The 17,736-nt window shown below is 61.7% G+C and carries 14 protein-coding genes; 10 read left to right on the top strand and 4 right to left on the bottom strand.

The features are described 5' to 3' along the window. The first annotated feature begins 113 nt into the window (after positions 1-113). The gene (locus ACWTU9_RS23590; RefSeq protein ID WP_112560188.1) at positions 114-554 is read left to right on the top strand and encodes an Lrp/AsnC family transcriptional regulator; all 441 of its coding nucleotides are present in this window, start codon (positions 114-116) and stop codon (positions 552-554) included. Positions 555-819: 265 nt separating this feature from the next. Here the strand turns inward: ACWTU9_RS23590 and ACWTU9_RS23595 are convergent, their stop codons facing one another. Further along, entirely contained in the window at positions 820-2,106 is a 1,287-nt protein-coding gene (locus ACWTU9_RS23595; RefSeq protein WP_455860385.1) for a M15 family metallopeptidase, read from the bottom strand. A gap of 787 nt (positions 2,107-2,893) precedes the next feature. On the opposite strand from ACWTU9_RS23595, the gene ACWTU9_RS23600 reads away from it, so the two are divergent. Genes ACWTU9_RS23600 through ACWTU9_RS23610 form a run of 3 tightly spaced genes read left to right on the top strand, consistent with a single transcriptional unit; the run spans position 2,894 to position 6,502 of the window. Next, complete coding sequence (locus ACWTU9_RS23600) at positions 2,894-4,108, top strand: glycosyltransferase family protein (RefSeq protein ID WP_455860386.1); 1,215 nt, start codon at positions 2,894-2,896, stop codon at positions 4,106-4,108. 1 nt (position 4,109) lies between these two features. Then, the gene (locus ACWTU9_RS23605; RefSeq protein ID WP_455860387.1) at positions 4,110-5,354 is read left to right on the top strand and encodes a glycosyltransferase family 4 protein; all 1,245 of its coding nucleotides are present in this window, start codon (positions 4,110-4,112) and stop codon (positions 5,352-5,354) included. Further along, complete coding sequence (locus ACWTU9_RS23610) at positions 5,351-6,502, top strand: glycosyltransferase family protein (protein ID WP_455860388.1); 1,152 nt, start codon at positions 5,351-5,353, stop codon at positions 6,500-6,502. Before ACWTU9_RS23605 ends, ACWTU9_RS23610 begins: the two co-directional genes overlap by 4 nt. A gap of 37 nt (positions 6,503-6,539) precedes the next feature. Here ACWTU9_RS23610 and ACWTU9_RS23615 read toward each other — a convergent pair whose 3' ends face one another. Then, positions 6,540-7,214 (bottom strand): class I SAM-dependent methyltransferase, encoded by a 675-nt coding sequence (locus tag ACWTU9_RS23615; RefSeq protein ID WP_455860389.1) that lies wholly within the window; start codon positions 7,212-7,214, stop codon positions 6,540-6,542. 268 nt (positions 7,215-7,482) lie between these two features. On the opposite strand from ACWTU9_RS23615, the gene ACWTU9_RS23620 reads away from it, so the two are divergent. The 3 genes from ACWTU9_RS23620 to ACWTU9_RS23630 are packed head-to-tail and all read left to right on the top strand — an operon-like array spanning position 7,483 to position 11,556. Next, positions 7,483-10,197 carry an ABC transporter transmembrane domain-containing protein gene (locus ACWTU9_RS23620; protein WP_455860390.1) on the top strand — a complete coding sequence of 905 codons (2,715 nt, stop codon included), beginning with the start codon at positions 7,483-7,485 and terminating at the stop codon, positions 10,195-10,197. 34 nt (positions 10,198-10,231) lie between these two features. After that, entirely contained in the window at positions 10,232-10,678 is a 447-nt protein-coding gene (locus ACWTU9_RS23625; protein ID WP_454575676.1) for a cyclic nucleotide-binding domain-containing protein, read from the top strand. Between the two features lie 23 nt (positions 10,679-10,701). Further along, entirely contained in the window at positions 10,702-11,556 is an 855-nt protein-coding gene (locus ACWTU9_RS23630) for an MBL fold metallo-hydrolase (RefSeq protein ID WP_455860391.1), read from the top strand. Between the two features lies 1 nt (position 11,557). Here ACWTU9_RS23630 and ACWTU9_RS23635 read toward each other — a convergent pair whose 3' ends face one another. Further along, complete coding sequence (locus ACWTU9_RS23635) at positions 11,558-12,316, bottom strand: polysaccharide deacetylase family protein (protein WP_455860392.1); 759 nt, start codon at positions 12,314-12,316, stop codon at positions 11,558-11,560. Beyond that, positions 12,313-13,401 carry a glycosyltransferase family 4 protein gene (locus ACWTU9_RS23640; protein WP_455860393.1) on the bottom strand — a complete coding sequence of 363 codons (1,089 nt, stop codon included), beginning with the start codon at positions 13,399-13,401 and terminating at the stop codon, positions 12,313-12,315. Before ACWTU9_RS23640 ends, ACWTU9_RS23635 begins: the two co-directional genes overlap by 4 nt. Positions 13,402-13,475: 74 nt before the next feature. On the opposite strand from ACWTU9_RS23640, the gene ACWTU9_RS23645 reads away from it, so the two are divergent. The 3 genes from ACWTU9_RS23645 (at position 13,476) to ACWTU9_RS23655 (ending at position 17,686) form a co-directional block, all read left to right on the top strand. Next, complete coding sequence (locus ACWTU9_RS23645) at positions 13,476-14,654, top strand: DUF3095 domain-containing protein (protein WP_455860394.1); 1,179 nt, start codon at positions 13,476-13,478, stop codon at positions 14,652-14,654. 114 nt (positions 14,655-14,768) lie between these two features. After that, the gene (locus ACWTU9_RS23650) at positions 14,769-16,112 is read left to right on the top strand and encodes a nucleotide sugar dehydrogenase (RefSeq protein ID WP_455860395.1); all 1,344 of its coding nucleotides are present in this window, start codon (positions 14,769-14,771) and stop codon (positions 16,110-16,112) included. A 233-nt stretch (positions 16,113-16,345) separates the two neighbouring features. Continuing rightward, positions 16,346-17,686 carry an adenylate/guanylate cyclase domain-containing protein gene (locus ACWTU9_RS23655; RefSeq protein WP_455860396.1) on the top strand — a complete coding sequence of 447 codons (1,341 nt, stop codon included), beginning with the start codon at positions 16,346-16,348 and terminating at the stop codon, positions 17,684-17,686. Positions 17,687-17,736: the final 50 nt, after the last annotated feature.

The following is a 17,736-nucleotide window of genomic DNA, read 5'->3' on the forward strand; positions in this document are numbered from 1 at the left end:
TGATGCGTGGAATGAACCATCCTGGCCCGGCGGTTTGAACAGGTGAAATTGGCATTTCGGAAAGATTGATTTATCATTCCGGGCAGTAAGATTGATCAAAGTGGACAGCATTCATGGACGCGCTCGACGAAAGGCTGGTCACGCTGCTCAGGCACGATGCGCGGCGCAGCATCTCCGATCTCGCCGTCGATCTCGGCGTCTCGCGCGCCACGGTCAGGGCGCGCATGGAGCGGCTGGAAAAATCGGGTGAGATCATCGGCTACACCGTGGTGCTGCGCGCCGACGCCGTCGACCAGAGGATACGCGGCGTGATGATGATCGAGATCGAAGGTCACGCCGCGGACCGCGTGGTCCGGGCGCTCGGCGGTCTGGCCGAGGTTTCGACCATCCACACCACCAATGGCCGCTGGGACCTGGTGGTCGAACTCGGCACCGCCTCGCTCACCGATTTCGATGCGGTGCTGCGCCGCATCAGGCTGATCCCGGGTATAACGGGCAGCGAGACCAGCCTGCTGCTGGCGACGCCGCGGACGACAAGGGCGCGGTTGGCTTAGTCAGGCCGGCCTGCTCACGCGAACCTTGGGCGCGGAACCGGCGGACGGGTCGGCTGCCTGATGAAGATTGTATTTTCCCGTTCAGCAATCTGCTCGGCTTCGCTACGCGTCAGCCCCGTCAGCAGTCTGCCTTCTATCTCTGCCGGCAGAGCTGAAATCAAATCGTAGACTATCCATTGGTCACATGGATCCTGCATGGCCGCGAATCTCATTGGCGCTCCTCTTGTCAGCGCATGCAAATTATCGAGCCGGAATGCGGCGTTGGTCAGAACAGCTTTGGCTGATCGGCTGCCGCAAGCTCGAAATGCATGTAATCCTTGGTGCCGGTGGCGCCGCCCAGCCAGCGCAGGCCGCCGCCGTCGCTGGCGGCCAATCCGGCCGCAGCTTGCGGCGCCAGATTGAAGAAGCCGAAACGGGCAACCGAAGCGTCGGTGCCGATGATCTTGGGTGAGCCGACCTTGGCGGCGCGGCGGGAGAGGTCGGCGGCATCGGCCAGCAGCTTCGCGGTCGACTTGGCCTTGGCCGGCGTGGCGCCGGCGCCTTGCAGCAGCGCGGCGAGATCGGTCTGCTTGGCCGGCACGGCGGTTGCCAATGCATGGGCCGTGGCCAGTTTCGCCGCCGGCAGTGTCACCCCGGCCAGCCGTTTTATGGCGTTGCCCATGGCGGCCTTGAGGCCATCGGCATTGGCGAATGCGGCAACAACAGCGGCGTTGGCCTTCGACAGCACAACAGCCGCCGGCAGCAGCGTGTCATAGGGGCCGCCGGCGCGCAGCGTGGCGCTCTCGGCGCCGTAGAGGTCGACACCGGTGAAGGCGGCGATGATGGTCAGCGGCAAGACGGTCTTCTTGACGTTTGGATTGATCGCCGGATCGATGTCCACCGCCCAGCCGAAGGAATGATTGCTGAGCTGCGTCGGCGAGTTGACATTGGGCCTTATGTTGAAGCCGCCGCCACTCTTGATCGGGTCCAGTGCTGCCAGCGCCTTCCTGGCGGCAAGCAGCGCGACGGTGTTGGCGAGCCTCTCCTTTAGGACGGGATGCACCGGCGACTTGAAACTCGCTTTGGGAAAACCGCCGCCCAGCATCTGGTTGTAATAGGCGTTGACCTGGTCGATCGCCTTGGCCGGATCGCCGGGCGCGCCGAACTTCGCATAGAGCCGGGTGCGAATATTCTGAAATCCGGAAAAGCCATCGCTGATGTTTCTTCTGACGAAGGCCGAGAGCTTGTTCCATTCCGCCAGTATGTCGGCGGCACTTGCGGACGAGGCGGCCTCGAGAGGGCTGATCCGGTCCAGCGCCGTCAGCAGCGCCAGCCGTAGCGTGGCGGCCAGTTCGCGCCGGTCGAGCGCCTGCGGCAACGCCGTCACGGCCGGCGCCTCGAACCCGGGAAACAATGTCGTCTGCAGATGGCCGTCATAGGACGTCAGCTGCTTTTCGAGCTGCGGCCACAGCCAGATCAGCGCCTCGCGGTCCGTGACCCGCGCCGTGACAGCCGCGACGATCGCCTCCACGCCATCCCTGTTAAGCTGATCGCCATAGGCATTGGCTGTCATGGCAAATCCCTCAGGATATGGCGCAACGCGATCTGAAAGGCCGCAGTATCGCGCGCCTCCCATTTTGCCGGCCAGCGCTTGAAAGAAGACGAATCCACTGCACCCCCCGGTCAAGCAGTCGCAAACATCTGATGCGATACTACCGCATCCCGGTTTTCTTTCAACGGCGACCTGATGCTTTTGTCTCAGAACTACGACTTGTTCTGCGCAGGCGTCAAAGGTACGAAAATCTTGGGCTGTGACAGGTTGCAACCTGCGGCAATCCGCGTCACCGAAATCTGCGTTGACCGACCGGGCGGATCATCCGCGCCCAACTGTTGGGCTTGGGCCCAGGTGCGGCGGGCGCTATCGGGAATCCTCCACGTCAGGGAGGCTTGCTACCGGCCGAGGGTGATGGCAGGATAAAAGGCCGCAACGAGCGGCCTCTGGCGGTCGTTGCGTTCCTATGGATTTTGAAGCATTTTCCCAAGGTGCGGGGTTCTCCTCACAATGTGCGGCAACCTCGTTTCCTCTGGTCGCCCGTAACTTTTCGCTGTATGCGCTCTGCCTGCCTCAGGCCACAGGCCTGTAATTCCACGGGGTCAAGCCTCATGACAGAGATTTGTGCTCGGGTCGTATATCGTCTGCGGAGACAGGGCGCCGCGTGCCCCTTGGCGTTCGTGGCCAGGTGAAGAATGCCGTTGCGCACCTTACGCCCCCATGTTTCAAAACAGGTCGATAGGGCCGCGAAGATGAAAGCCTGCGGGGTTGCCGACGGCCCGGCGAGAATTCTAGAAGACGTTCAAAAATGACACAGCACGTAAAAGACGCTCGAATTCTCATGTACAGCCACGACACGTTCGGGCTCGGCCACCTGCAGCGGTGCCGAACGATCGCGCATTCGCTGGTCGGGGATTTCCGCGGACTGCAGGTGCTTATCATTTCCGGCGCAACCATCGCCGGCGCCTTCGATTACCGCGCCCGTGTCGACTTCGTGAAGATCCCCAGCGTCATCAAGCTGCGCAACGGCGAATACACCTCGCTGGAAAAGGATATCGACCTGCATGAGACGCTCAGGATGCGTCAGGCGATCATCCGCCACACAGCGGAGAGCTTCCGGCCGGATATCTTCATCGTCGACAAGGAACCGCTCGGCCTGCGCGGTGAGATCGAGGACACGCTGTCCTATCTCAAGACGCGGGGCACCACGCTCGTGCTTGGTCTGCGCGAGGTGATGGATGCGCCGCATCTGCTCGAAGCAGAGTGGGCGCGAAGGGATGTGATGCGCAAGATAGGCCTGTTCTACGACAAGGTCTGGGTCTATGGCCCGCCGGATTTCTACGACCCGTTGATCGGCCTGGACGTGCCGCCGGCGGTCAGGGCAAAGATGAAGTTCGTCGGTTTCCTGCAACGGAGCCTGCAGCAGAACGAGTTGCCAGGCCACCGGCCCGAGGGCGACTATATACTGGTTACCACCGGTGGCGGCGGTGACGGCGGCGACCTGATCCACAACGTCATCGATGCCTATCAGCAGGACCCGCAATTGCAGCACAGGGCGCTGATCGTGCTTGGACCCTACATGCCGGCGCGCAAGCGCAACAAGCTGGTCAGGAAGGGGGCCAAGATCCCCTATGTGAAGATCATCGAGTTCGACAACCGCATGGAAGAGCTGATTGCCGGCGCCAAGGCGGTGGTGGCGATGGGCGGTTACAACACCTATTGCGAGATATTGTCGTTCGACAAGCCGGCGCTGATCGTGCCGCGCGTCACGCCCCGCGAGGAACAACTTATCCGCGCACGGCGCGCAGCCGAACTCGGCCTCATCGAGATGCTTTTGCCGGAGGAAGCCGAGGATTCCCGGCGGTTTGCCGATGCATTGGAAATGTTGCCGAATCGGCCCCGCCCGTCGCAAAGCAATCCGCATCTGACGCTGGAGGGGCTGCCTCATATCTCCGAAATCGTCGCGGAACTGCTCGAGCGGCGGGCTGGCCATCACCTTTCGGTCATCGAAGGCATGAACTGAGTTGCAAAACCGCAAGATCGTTGTGGTTCTGAAAGGCTATCCGCGGCTGTCGGAAACCTTCATCGCGCAGGAATTGCTTGGCCTGGAGCGTGCGGGGTTCGAGCTGATACTCTTTGCGCTCCGGCGGCCGACCGACACAAAGCGCCATCCCGTGCATGACGAGATCAAGGCGCCAGTCCATTATCTGCCGGAATATCTGCATCAGGAGCCGCTGCGCGTGCTTCGCTCGCTGTTTGCGTCTCTGCCGCGGCCGGGCTTCTGGCGCGCGCTCAAATCGCTGGCTGCCGACATCCGCCGCGACTTTACGCGCAACCGCGTGCGGCGCTTCGGGCAGGCGCTGGTGCTGGCAGCCGAGTGGCCGCAAGATGCGGGCTGGCTGCACGCCCATTTCGTGCACACACCGGCATCGGTGACGCGCTATGCCAGCCAGCTTCGTGGCCAACCCTGGAGCTGCTCGGCCCATGCGAAGGACATCTGGACGTCGGCGGACTGGGATCTGGCCGGCAAGCTTTCCTCGGCGCGCTGGACGGTCACCTGCACGCAAACCGGCTTCGACCGCCTGAAGAAACTCGCCAACGGAAGCTCGTCCGTGCATCTGAGCTATCATGGGCTCGACCTCGATCGCTTCGGCAGTTTCGGCGAGGCGCGAAAGCAGCATGACGGCTCGGCGCCGGACGAACCGGTCCTCATCCTGAGTGTCGGGCGCGCCGTTGCAAAGAAAGGTTACGACACCTTGCTGGAGGCTCTTGCCCTCCTGCCTGGCGATCTGGCCTGGCATTTCGAGCATATCGGCGGCGGCGAGGAACTGGAACGGCTCAAGGCGCTGGCGCGAAAGCTCGGACTGGAGGATCGCGTCTCCTGGAAAGGCGCGCTGGCGCAGAAGGAAGTGCTTGAGCACTATCGCAGCGCCGACATCTTCGCGCTCGCCTGCAGGATCACCGCGGATGGCGACCGGGACGGTCTGCCGAATGTTCTGGTGGAGGCGGCCAGCCAGCGGCTTGCCTGCGTGTCGACCGATATTTCCGGCGTGCCGGAGCTTTTATCGTCGGATGAAACCGGGCTGCTGGTTCCCTCGGAAAACCCAACCGCCCTGGCACAGGCGCTGGAACGCCTGATCCGTGATCCCGCGCTGCGTGCCCGCCTCGGCGACGCCGCAGAGCGGCGCGTGCGCGGCAATTTCGATCATGTGGCAAGCATCGTGCAGCTCAAGGACCTGTTCGAGCGGGAGTGGCGGGCCGCCGAATGAAGCGGCTGCGCGCATTCTTCTATGTCCAGCACCTGCTCGGCATCGGTCATCTCGCGCGCGCCAGCCGCATCGCAGCGGCCCTGGCCGATGACGGGTTCGACGTAACCGTCGTGACCGGTGGAACGCCGGTCGCGGGCTTTCCGGGACCGGGCGTAAAATCCGTTACCCTGCCACCCGTCACCTCCGGCGACGAAGGATTTTCCGGACTTGTCGACCTGCAGGGCAAACCCATCGACGATGATTTCAAGAAATCGCGTTGCGAGATGCTGCTGCAGGCGTTTAGGGATTGCCGGCCGGACATCGTCATTGTCGAGGCGTTTCCCTTTGGACGCCGGCAGATGCGTTTCGAACTCTTGCCGCTGATCGAGGCCATCGACGCGACGTCGCCCAGACCGCTGCTGGCGACGTCCGTGCGCGATATCCTGCAGGAACGCGTCAAGCCGAGCCGAAACGAGGAAACGGTCGATCTCGTCAACAGCCATTTCGACCTTGTCATGGTCCACGGCGATCCGGCTTTCGCAACCATCGACAAGACATTTCCACTGGCCGGGGCGATAGGGGCCAAAGTCGCCTACACAGGGCTCGTTGCCGCGCCGCCGGCGCCCGCGGCCTCCGAGCGCTTCGACGTTGTGGTATCGGTTGGCGGCGGGGCCGCGGGAAAGAGCCTTGTCAGGTCCACAATCGCAGCGGCGCGCAATGCCGACAAGGGTTGGACATGGTGTTTGATCACCGGCCCAAACCTGCCGAATGACGAGTTTGACGCGATTTCACGCGATGCCACGCCGGGTCTGTCCATCTTCCGGTTCCGCGAGGATTTCGCCAGCCTGCTGACCGGCGCCCGGCTGTCGGTCTCGCAGGCGGGTTACAACACGGTCTGCGATGTCTTGCGCGCGGGTTGCCGCTCCCTGCTCGTTCCCTTTGCAGCCGGCGGGGAAACCGAACAGACGGTTCGCGCCCTGATGCTCGAAGAACTCGGTCTGGCAACGGTGCTGACGGAAAACGACCTTACGCCTGAAGGTCTGGCGCAAGCGATCGAGCAGGCGCTTGCGGGACCGACGCCAGCCGCGCATCGCCTCGATCTGGAAGGCGCGCACCGCTCGGCGCAAATCCTGCGCGAGCGGTATTTAAACTGGTCCCCGAAATCCTAGAACGGTTCGCGTCTGGATAGATTCGCGCAAACGCGCTTCAAACAGTTCCGATCAGCATGAAGCGCGTATATTTTTTTGTCGGCAGTTCGCCGGAGAACCTGACCTCCCGCAACGCCGCCATTTCCTCGAAGGCTGCAAGCGAAGCGACGCAGTTGATATGCGTCGGCTCGCTGAAATAATCGTTCGATTGCAGCAGCACATTGGTGCCCCGCGGAAGCAGGGCAAGCCAGGCGCCCAGGTCGGCTATGTGTTCGCAGCTCGTATTGACAACCAGGTCGGGCCGCCCGGCCGCATAGTCGAGTGCGTACATGTCTGCCGTCAGCGCTTGAAACCGGTCGCCGGCTTCCCGGTTGAGTGTCCGGGCGACCGCGCCGACTTCGGGATCGATGTCGATGCTGTCGATCGCCGCGATGTCGAAACGGGCGTCGTTGAAAAGCATTGCCGGCAATACGCCGTACCACCCACCCAGAACCCATATGCGCCCGAACCGGCCGCCAAAGCTTTCGAACAGCTTGTCGAGCGCCCACATCTTGCAGGCGACCTGCTTGTGATTGAAGGCGTTGGCGATATCGGCCTGCGGATGCTTGGCGAGGACGCGCGCCAGCCCGGCCACGAGAGGGTGGTCGACATAGGTAGCAATTCCCCGCGTGAGGTCCAGGGCTTGCTCGTGCCCGTCCATGCCGGCATTGCGTGGTTGCGTGACATCCATCATATTCGTCTTCTATGTTGGGATTTCGGGCGACACAACGCAATCTTGCCTCACGCAAGCCTATTCGACTTGCGGACGTATCCATGCCGCAGGCGGTTTCGCCATTGCCCGGTGCAGGAGAGTGCCGGTTGCATCTGTCCGGACCGTTGGTGTCCTGCATGCATTGCGGCTTCGAGTTTGTCGTTGGCGATGAAGACATTGCCGATACGCCCTTCGCCGGCAGATGCTTTTGCATCCTGCATCCTGCCAATTGAAGGACTGACAGTCGCATATGGAACCCAGCCTAGCCCGCTATATCTGGAAGCACACCAGGAAGCAGCAGATCTGGATATTGATGATCGTCCTGCTTTCGATGATCCCGTATTTCATGTCCTTCGACCTGCCGAAGCTGATCGTCAACGGCCCGATCCAGGGCAAGGGCTTCGAGCAACCCGGCGCGACCCTGCCCTTCATGAGGCTGCACTATAACCTGCCGTTCATTGGCGAGGTCCAGTTCTTCTCCGGTTTTCAGCTCGACCGCGAGGCGACGCTGCTTGCCCTGAGCCTTGTGTTCCTCTTGCTGGTCGTGATCAACGGCCTGTTCAAACTCTACATCAACACCTACAAGGGCCGCCTCGGCGAACGCATGCTGCGGCGTATCCGCTTCGATCTGATCGATCGTGTGCTGCGTTTTCCGCCGATTTACTTCAAGCGGGTGAAATCCGCCGAAGTGGCGACCATGGTGAAGGACGAGGTGGAGCCGCTGGGCGGCTTCATCGGCGACGCCTTCCTGCAGCCGGTGCTGCTCGGTGGCCAGGCGCTCACGGCCATGCTGTTCATCATGGTCCAGAACGTCTGGCTCGGCATGATCGCGGTCGTGATCGTGGTGATCCAGATCGTGCTCATCCCGCGAATGCGGCGGCGGCTGCTCGTGCTCGGGCGCCAACGGCAATTGACGGCGCGCGCGCTTTCGGGCCGGGTTGGCGAAATCGTCGACGGCATCGGCGCGGTTCACGTCCACGACACGTCGAACTACGAGCGCGCCGACATAGCTGCCCGGCTAGGGCTCATTTTCAAGATCCGCTTCGATCTTTACCAATGGAAATTCATGGTAAAGTTCATCAACAATTTTCTCGCGCAGCTCACGCCGTTTCTGTTCTACATGATCGGCGGCTATCTGGTCATCGCGGGCCGGCTCGACGTCGGCCAGCTGGTGGCCGTGATCGGCGCCTACAAGGACCTGCCCGGACCGATGAAGGAACTGATCGACTGGGATCAGGATCGGCAGGACGTCCAGGTCAAATATCAGCAGGTCGTCGAACAGTTCAGCGTTGAGGATATCATTGCGCCTGATATCGGGGCATTGACGATCGACGATCCCGGTCGGATGACAAACCCGCTGTCGGCGGTCGGTCTGTCCATAGCAGACGATGGCGGCGCAATGCTCCTCAACCGTATCTCCATGCAGGTCAAGCCGGGCGAGACGGTGGCGCTGGTCAGCACCTCGACGGGTGGAGCGGAGGCGCTGGCAGAAGCCTTCGCACGGCTGAACTGGCCGGAAAGTGGAAAGGTCGCTTCGGGCGCCGACGACCTGCTTGAACTCCCCGAAGCGGTGACCGGCCGGCGCATGTCCTACGCCTCGTCGGATGTTTTCCTGTTCCAGGCAAGCCTGCGCGATAACCTGCTCTACGGTTTGAAGCATGCGCCGCTGACACCGGTGACTTATGATGGCGCCGCGGCAGACAAGCAGCGCTGGAACATCGACGAGGCACGCCGGTCGGGCAATCCGGATTTCGATATCCACAGCGACTGGATCGACTATGTTTCCGCCGGTGCTACCGGCCCGCATGACCTCTTTGAAGCCGTGCGCCGGGTACTCGACGCGGTTCTTCTGTCGCGCGACATTCTGGATCTTGGCTTGCGCTCTTCGGCTGACCTCACGCGTCACACAAAGCTTGCCGGGAGGATCGTCGAACTGCGTGCAGCGCTGCGAACCCGGCTGGAACAGGAAGGGCTGCGCGAACTGGTCGTTGCTTTCGAGCCGGGCGCGTACAACACGGAAGCGACGATCGGCCAGAACCTGCTTTTCGGCGCCGCCGCCGGCCCCGAGCTGGCCGACAAGGCTTTGGCGGCCAATCCCTATTTTGCTTCCGTGTTGAAGCAGGCCGGCCTCGACCGCACGCTCTACGAAATGGGCATGGAGATCGCCGAACAGGCGATCGAGCTGTTTGCCGACCTGCCGCCCGATCACCAGTTCTTCCAGCAGCTCGCCTTCATGAGCGCCGAGGAGATACCCGCCTACGAGACCTTGCTGCAGCGGCTCAAGAACCGTCCCTACGAGGCGGTTTCGGAGGCCGACCGCGCCATGATCATCACCTTGAGCTTTGCCTATATCGAGCCCCGGCACCGCTTCGGCCTGCTGACCGACGAGCTGATGGGCAAGATCGTCGCCGCGCGCAACCAGTTCTACGAAAATCTGCCGCCCGAGTTGCAAAACGCGATCGAACGGTATGATCCTGACAAATACATTGCCGCGGCTACCGTCATGGACAATGTCCTGTTCGGGCGTGTGGGCACCAACCATCCCGACGCGCCGGACCGCATACGCTCCATCGTCTATGACATTCTTGACGAGCTGGGGCTTTATGCCGAGCTTCTGGATGTCGGCCTGGACTTCAACGTCGGCGCCGGCGGCAGGCGGCTGACTGGTGGACAGCGCCAGAAGCTCGATGTCGCCCGCGCCCTGCTCAAGCGTCCCGATTTTCTCATTCTCAACCGGCCGCTATCGGCGCTCGACCAGCGCATTCAGGACAAGGTGCTGCGAAACGTGCTCGAGGAAGCCAGACGCGACGGCCATTCGCCGGCAGTCGTGTGGGTCGTGACGAGTCCGGCAATGGCGATGATGTTCGACCGCGTTATCGTCTTTGACTCAGGCCAATTGGTGGAAGACGGTACGCACGAGACACTTTTGGCAGGGAACGGTATCTTCAAGGAACTTCTGTCATAATCTGGCAGACGCGAATTTAGGAAGGTTTGCGACAATGCTGCTCAAGGATGAAGTTGGAATGCTGCAACGCGTTCCGTTGTTCTCTGGCATTGAGCCGGCAAAGCTCAAGCTGCTAGCGTTCACATCCGACCGCGTGAACTACAGCGCCGGCGAGATTCTTTTCCGGCAGGGCGACGAGGGAGACGCCGCCTATGTCATCCTTTCAGGCAAGGCGGATATTCTGGTCGATTCCGACAGCGGGCCGATAAAAGTTGCCGAACTGCTGCCAAATTCGATCGTTGGCGAGATCGCCATATTGTGCAACAGCTCCCGCACCGCCACCGTCAGGGCGGCAACTTCGCTGGAAGTCTTGAGAATACGCAAGGATCATTTCCTGAGGCTTATGAGGGAGTTTCCGGAAATGACCATCGAGATGGTGCGGGTTCTTGCCGATCGGCTAAGCCATACGACCGCGGATCTGATCGATGCACGAAACGCCTGAAGCTACGATAGGCAAAAGGTAGCATGGACGACGATTTTTTCCTGGTCAGGTTTTGGGGCGTGCGCGGCAGCATTGCGGTATCCGGGCCAGAATTCGCTCGCTATGGCGGCAACACGATCTGCATTGAAATGCGATGCGGCAAGCATACGATTCTGTTCGATGCGGGCTCCGGCCTGAGGCCTGCCGGCAAGGCGCTTCGGGCGTCGGGCGTCACCGATTTCGACCTGTTTTTCACCCATTGCCACTACGATCACATCATCGGGCTGCCAGCTTTCAAGCCGATGTATGAACGGGGCATCAAGCTCACGCTTTGGTCCGGGCATCTCGCTGGACACATGACGACCCGCCAGATGATCGACGAGTTCATTCGGCCGCCGTGGTTTCCGGTAAAACTGGATATCTGCAAGGCAAGCCTAGACTACCGCGATTTCGTATCCGGAGACGTGCTTCGGCCGCGCGAAGGTGTTGTGCTGCGAACCGGCAGTCTTACCCATCCGGGCGGCTGCATCGGCTACCGCGTCGAATGGGGCGGCCGCGTCGTGGCGGTGATCACGGACACCGAGCACGAGCCGGGCAAACTCGATCAGGCGGTGCTTCAGCTGATCGAGGGTGCCGACCTTGTCATCTACGATTGCACCTACACCGAGGAGGAAATGGAGCGCTACCGCGGCAACGGGCACTCGACCTGGCAACAGGGCGTCAAGCTGTGCGAGGCGGCCGGTGCGCGGGGACTCGCGCTGTTTCACCACGATCCGACACGCACCGACGAGCAACTGGACGAGATGGAGAAACTGGCCAAGGACAGGTTTGCCGGCGCTTTTGCCGCGCGCGATGGCCAGACGCTCCAATTCCCGGTCTTATCGCACAAAAAGCGCTGAGCTATTTTCCGGCGCTGCGCTCGATCAATGTCCTGATCGGGAGCCATGCGCAGGCTTCGGTCCTGGCAGTAACTGCGAACAGCCGTCCGAGGAAAAGCCAGGCCGATCCATCGTGGGCGAGATGGTGGGTGAGCAGGCCGACCGGTTCGCCGTGGTCGGATGCATGCTGCAATTGCGCGATGATGGCCTGAACCAACAGGCCATGATCGCGGCAGCCGCGGGTGCCATGCCAATCCATGATGTCGACATTGCTGTTGATGACCGCCAGGGGAGCCGGCTTCGGCGGCCCGAAGACCGACAATGCCGTAAATCCTATCGATCCAAGGTCGGATATCAGGCCGGGGTCGATCCTGTTCCAGGGCGGCACCAGCATGGGAACGGCACGTGCGCCATGCAGGCCGGTTACGTGCGACAGCCCGTGAGCCAGGTCATCGAGCACCGCCCTGCGTGGCCGATGCGCGCCGAGCTCCTGCTTTTTCTGGTCCTCTGGCGCATGATTTCGGTGCGCCCAGCCATGGACGGCGACCGTGGCGTTCGGCGCCTCGTCAAGCCGGACGACAAGCTTCCCGTCGGTCTGGGCCGGAATGACGGCCAGAGTGACCGGAACCGCGAATTCACCGGTGAGGTCGAGCAGCCGATCAAGCGCAGGCGTCGGATCCACGGCATCGTCGTCGCGCAGCCAGAACTCCGCCTTGCGGCCCGCGCGTTGCAGGCGCGCCAGCTCTTCCACCAGGGGCTGCCAGATCGGATCGGATGTCATGACACCGGAATCTTCCTGAGAAGTTCTGCCAGACGCGTCGCTGCACCACCGAGGGAGCGTTCTTCGAGGACGAAACGCCTGGCTTCTGCGGCCATGCTGGTTCTTTCGTCGTTACGGATCAGAAGCCTTTCAATGGCGGAAGCGAACGCCGCCACATCGCCAGGCGGGGTGAGAAACCCGGTCTGGCCATCCCGCACGACCTCCGGCACACCGGCAATGTCCTGAGCCACCACCGCAAGGCCGGCGGCCTGCGCTTCAAGATAGGCAACGCCATAGGCCTCGCCGTAACCCGGCCAGGCGTAAATTCCCCCGGTGTAGAGGATATCCGGCACGGCGGCCGGCTCGATGGCGCCAAGCCATTCGATACGGTCGGCGGGCAAGCCGGCGAATTGCGCTTTGACCTCGTCGCGGGCAGGTCCGTCGCCGACGACCGACATGGTCCAGGGCAGGTGGCCGATCGAACCGAGCGCCTGCGCCAGCATGCGATAGCTTTCGACTTTGTCGCCCGGGCGCATCATGGCAACGGTGACGAGGCGCGTCGGACAACCCCGTGCCGGCATTTCCCGGAAAGCCGATGTGTCAATGAAGGGCGAAAGCATGCCGAGGGCGGCGTCGGGAATTGCATCCGACAGTCCCTGCCGATCCCTTTGCGTGAAGCAGATGTTCAGCGCTGCCTGCTCGATGGCTCGCGCCACCAACGCCTGGCTATCGGCCCACAGACCGGCGTTGCGGCGCCTGGAATAGGAGGCTTCCGCCGTCACATAGGGGACAGCAAAGGCCGACGCCAGCTCAGGCCCGATCAGGTCGGGCGCTTTGTAATAGGGATGATAGGAGAACCAGAGATCGGGCTTGCCGTCACGGTCCCAAAGCCTTGTCAGCCGCGCGGCTTCGTCCCGGGCCTCGATCTTGAGCGCATCGAAACTTTTCGGCTCCGGCTGGCGTAGATAGAAGCGCAACTCCGATGCCAGTTCGACGCTATGCCCGCCATGCTGCAGCGCCTGGACCAGCATCCGTGCCATCTGGCGGTCGCCGGAGACAACGGGATGATTGGGCGACTTCAGCGGCGCGTAGAAGGCAATTCGCATTGCGCGATCCTATCATCGCAAAGCTGTGCCAAGTCAATTTCGACGCATGATCGACTTCACCTTCAAGCGCTGGAATGTGCTATCTGATGCTCATGGAAACAACTGTCGCGTCCGACCCGTTTGTCGCTTCTTTACCGGTCTTCGCAAAGTTCGAAAGCGTTGCCGATATCGACAACTATCGGCCTCTCCCCGATGGTTGGGCGCTGGCCACCGCCGACATCGTCGGCTCGACCAAGGCGATCGAGGCCGGGCGCTATAAAACCGTGAATATGGCCGGCGCCAGCGTCATTTCGGCGCTGCTCAATGCGTTGGGTCGGCAAGATCTTCCCTTTGTCTTCGGCGGCGACGGCGCACTGGTGGCGTTTCCCGGCCCGGCGCTGGAGATCGCCCGTAACGCGCTGGCTGCTGTCCAGAGATGGGTGGCGGACGAACTGGATCTGACCTTGCGTGCGGCAATCGTGCCGATAAAGGACATAAGGGCGCACGGCCTCGACGTTCGCGTGGCGAGGTTCCAGGCCTCCGAAGCGGCCTTCTATGCCATGTTCGCCGGCGGTGGCGGCAGTTGGGCGGAAGCCGAGATGAAAGCGGGGCGCTACCGCATCGACCCCGCGCCGGCCGGCGCGCGGCCGGATCTGACCGGCCTCTCCTGCCGCTGGAACCCGATCGAAGCTCGGCACGGCGAAATCGTCTCGATCATAGCCATACCGGGGGCATCGCGGGACTTGCGCGGGTTTCAGTTCCTGGCTTCCGACATCATCGCCCTTGCCAGCAGGCAGGAACGCGATGGCCACCCGGTGCCGGTAGACGGGCCCGCCTACAGCCTTCTGCCCGCCGGCCTCGATGTCGAGGCACGGGCCACCGCACAGCCTGGGCGGCGGTGGCTGAAGAAGCTGTGGGTGATCTTCCTGATGACGCTTACGGCCGTCACCGACAGATTTGGCTGGACGATCGGCCGTTTCGATCCGAAGGTCTACAAACGCGAGGTGGCCAGCAACTCGGATTTCCGGAAATTCGATGATGGCTTGAAGATGACCATCGACGTTGACGCGGATGTGTTGCAACGGATCGAGAGCCGGCTGAAACAGGCGGAAGAGGCGGGTATCTGCAGCTATGGCCTGCATCGCCAGCAGTCGGCCTTGATGACATGCCTCGTCATCTCGCCGCTGCAACCCGATCACGTTCATTTCATCGATGGCGCCGACGGCGGCTATGCGATGGCTGCCGCAAGCCTGAAGGCGAAGGCGCCGGTCTGATGACGGCTTGCGGAAATAGATTTTCGGCAATATGCCTCGGCCATGGTTCTCGGGACCCGGTGAGCCTCGCCATGGGCGCGGGTAGTCTGTCCGAATTGACGGGAAAGCAGATTTTTGGACGCCTCACGATCGACATATGACGGTCTTCTCAACCGGATTTCGACGCGCGCCGCGCAAGTCGGTGTGATCGGACTGGGCTATGTCGGGTTGCCGCTGTCGATTGCGATCGCACGCGCCGGCTTCCCGGTTTCCGGTTTCGACATCGAAGCCGGGAAGGTCGAGAGCCTGAACAACGGCCAATCCTACATCGAGGCAGTGACGTCGACAGCCCTTGCCGGCCATGTGGCGAGCGGACGGTTCCGCGCCACCGCGGATTTTGCCGAACTGGCCGTCTGCGATGTCATCATCATCTGCGTTCCGACACCGCTGACGAAGCACCGTGAGCCTGACCTCTCCTTTGTCAGGAACACGGCAGTCACCATCGCCAGGCATCTTCGTCTCGGCCAGTTGATCGTGCTGGAATCGACCACCTATCCCGGCACCACCGACGATGTGATCAAGCCCATACTGGAAGAAACCGGCTTGCAGTCGATGACGGACTTCTTCCTCGGCTTCTCGCCCGAACGCGAGGATCCCGGCAATCGCAGTTTTGAAGTCGCGACGATCCCCAAGGTGGTGGCAGGCGACGGCGTCGAAGCAGCGACGCTGGTGCAGGCATTCTACCAAAGCGTGGTCGAGACCGTCGTTCCGGTTTCCAGTACGGCGACCGCCGAGGCGGTCAAGCTGACGGAAAACATCTTCCGCTCGGTCAACATAGCCCTCGTCAACGAGTTGAAGATGGTGCTCGGTGCGATGGGCATCGATATCTGGGAGGTGATCGAGGCGGCAAAGAGCAAGCCCTTCGGTTACATGCCTTTCTATCCTGGCCCAGGACTTGGCGGGCACTGCGTCCCGATCGATCCCTTCTACCTGACGTGGAAGGCGCGCGAATACGAACTGCCGACCCGCTTCATCGAGCTGGCGGCGGAAATCAACACGGCCATGCCGCGTCATGTGGTCGATGAACTGGCGAAGGCGCTGGACCGGCGCTGCGGCAAGGCGCTCAGCCGCTCGCGCATTCTCATCATCGGGCTCGCCTATAAGAAGAACGTGCCCGACATCCGCGAAAGCCCCTCATTGCGGCTTATCGAGCTCATCGAGGAATGGGGCGGCAAGGCGGAATTCCACGATCCGCATGTCACCGAGATCCCGACCACACGCGAGCATATGGCGATCAAGGGGCGCCGCTCGGTCGAACTGACCGAGGCGGCCTTGAAGGCGTTCGATGCGGTCGTCGTTGCAACCGACCACGACGCGATCGACTATCAGGCGATCGCCCATCACGCACTCTTGATTGTCGACACACGCAATGTTTTTGGCCGCCTCGGGCTCGCCCGGGAGACCGTGGTGAAGGCCTGACGGCGTCTGAGCCGGCGAATTTTTGGCCCGATGTCAGGATGGGGATTGCACTCTGCCGGCAGCCTCGCCACATAATGTTGAGGTGATAGATGCAGGTTATGCCTGCTTCGTTCCTGCGAGGACAGCCATCAGGGAAATTCTTTACCGGCTTTTGCCCCCGAAGCCGGCTTCATTGACTTCAAGGATTTGGCAGATCAAAGGAGATGCTCGTCTTCGACGGGTTTCGAGATAGCATGAGCACAGCGCAAGCAGAAATTTCCACCATTCTCACGGATAAGGTTGCCGATTGGCTGACCCAGTCGGCGCTGGCGGGCGACGACCTGGAAGCATTGGTGAAGGGCTTTTGTGAACGGCTGGCTGCTGCCGGCCTGCCGCTGAAGCGGGTGCATCTGAGCTTTTCCATGCTTCATCCGCTTTATGACGCGCTTGGCTTCACCTGGCTTCGCGGCCAGGGCATGGAAGTGGAAGGCTTTCGCAGTGAGAACGGCGTTCACTCCGACAGATTCCTGACCAGCCCATACTATCATCTGCTCAACCACAAGCTTGACCATTTGCGGCGTCGGCTCGACCCGTCGGTGCCGTCGGAATTTCCCGTTTTCGACGACCTCAGGCTCATGGGCGTCACCGATTACATGGCTTTCGTCCATCCCTTCAACGGCGATACCAGTCAGGGCATGATGGGGTCCTGGTCGACCGATAGTGCTTCAGGCTTCAGCGACAGCATGATTTCGGCGCTGCTGCGGCTCCAGAACCATCTCGCCATCGCAACCAAGATGGCGGTGCTCACCAAGCTCGCCGACAACATGATGACCACTTATCTCGGCGGCGACGCCGGCAGACGCGTGCTGGACGGCCAGATCAAGCGCGGCGAAGGCGACACAATCCGGGCCGCACTGGTCATGGGCGATATGCGCGGGTCGACGAGGCTAGCCGAAACCTCCGGCCGCGAAATCTATATCGATACGCTGAACCAGTTTTTCGATGCCATTGCTGCACCTTTCAATCGCAAAGGCGGGCAGATCATGAGTTTCCTGGGGGATGGCTTCATTGCCGTCTACCCCTGCGAAAGGCATCGCGCCCAGTCCGAGATCGCATGCCAGGCTGCTCTTGCGGCTGCGCACAAGGCCAGCGCGCGCATGATGGAGCTCAATCTGCGCAGGAAAGAGAAGGGGTTGGACGACATAAAATTTGGCATCGGCCTGCATGTCGGCAATGTGATGTTCGGTAATGTCGGGCTTACTGACCGGCTCACATTCTCCGTCTTCGGCTCGGCTGTAAACGAGGTCCAGCGCCTCCAGACCCTGACCAAGAAATATCCGCACAGCGTTCTCGCCAGCAAGGAGTTCGCCGGCTACTGCGGCGACAGCAGCTGGCTGACGCTCGGAAAGGAGGAACTGGCGGGCATCAAGCAGAAGCTGACGGTGCTTTCACCCGACCTGTCGGGTGCTCTCGCATTCGATGAAGACGCTGCGCTGGAGCCGTTTCACGACCGGATATCGGACGCCGAGCAGGTCATGCTGCTTCATCGCGATGCCGCGCGGCTGTTGGCGGGCGACCGGAGGAAGCTCCAGTAACCACCACGATGGTCCGAACGCCTTTGGTAAGTACGGTCGGCGGCTCCGCC

Source organism: Mesorhizobium sp. 128a (genome assembly GCF_053848025.1).

Bases quoted from the DNA above. Each gene is read 5' to 3' on its own strand.
- ACWTU9_RS23655 (WP_455860396.1), top strand. From the start codon at position 16,346: ATGAGCACAGCGCAAGCAGAAATTTCCACCATTCTCACGGATAAGGTT.
- ACWTU9_RS23640 (WP_455860393.1), bottom strand. From the start codon at position 13,401: ATGCGAATTGCCTTCTACGCGCCGCTGAAGTCGCCCAATCATCCCGTT.
- ACWTU9_RS23595 (WP_455860385.1), bottom strand. From the start codon at position 2,106: ATGACAGCCAATGCCTATGGCGATCAGCTTAACAGGGATGGCGTGGAG.
- ACWTU9_RS23630 (WP_455860391.1), top strand. From the start codon at position 10,702: ATGGACGACGATTTTTTCCTGGTCAGGTTTTGGGGCGTGCGCGGCAGC.
- ACWTU9_RS23590 (WP_112560188.1), top strand. From the start codon at position 114: ATGGACGCGCTCGACGAAAGGCTGGTCACGCTGCTCAGGCACGATGCG.
- ACWTU9_RS23645 (WP_455860394.1), top strand. From the start codon at position 13,476: ATGTGCTATCTGATGCTCATGGAAACAACTGTCGCGTCCGACCCGTTT.
- ACWTU9_RS23610 (WP_455860388.1), top strand. From the start codon at position 5,351: ATGAAGCGGCTGCGCGCATTCTTCTATGTCCAGCACCTGCTCGGCATC.
- ACWTU9_RS23635 (WP_455860392.1), bottom strand. From the start codon at position 12,316: ATGACATCCGATCCGATCTGGCAGCCCCTGGTGGAAGAGCTGGCGCGC.
- ACWTU9_RS23600 (WP_455860386.1), top strand. From the start codon at position 2,894: ATGACACAGCACGTAAAAGACGCTCGAATTCTCATGTACAGCCACGAC.
- ACWTU9_RS23620 (WP_455860390.1), top strand. From the start codon at position 7,483: ATGGAACCCAGCCTAGCCCGCTATATCTGGAAGCACACCAGGAAGCAG.
- ACWTU9_RS23625 (WP_454575676.1), top strand. From the start codon at position 10,232: ATGCTGCTCAAGGATGAAGTTGGAATGCTGCAACGCGTTCCGTTGTTC.
- ACWTU9_RS23615 (WP_455860389.1), bottom strand. From the start codon at position 7,214: ATGATGGATGTCACGCAACCACGCAATGCCGGCATGGACGGGCACGAG.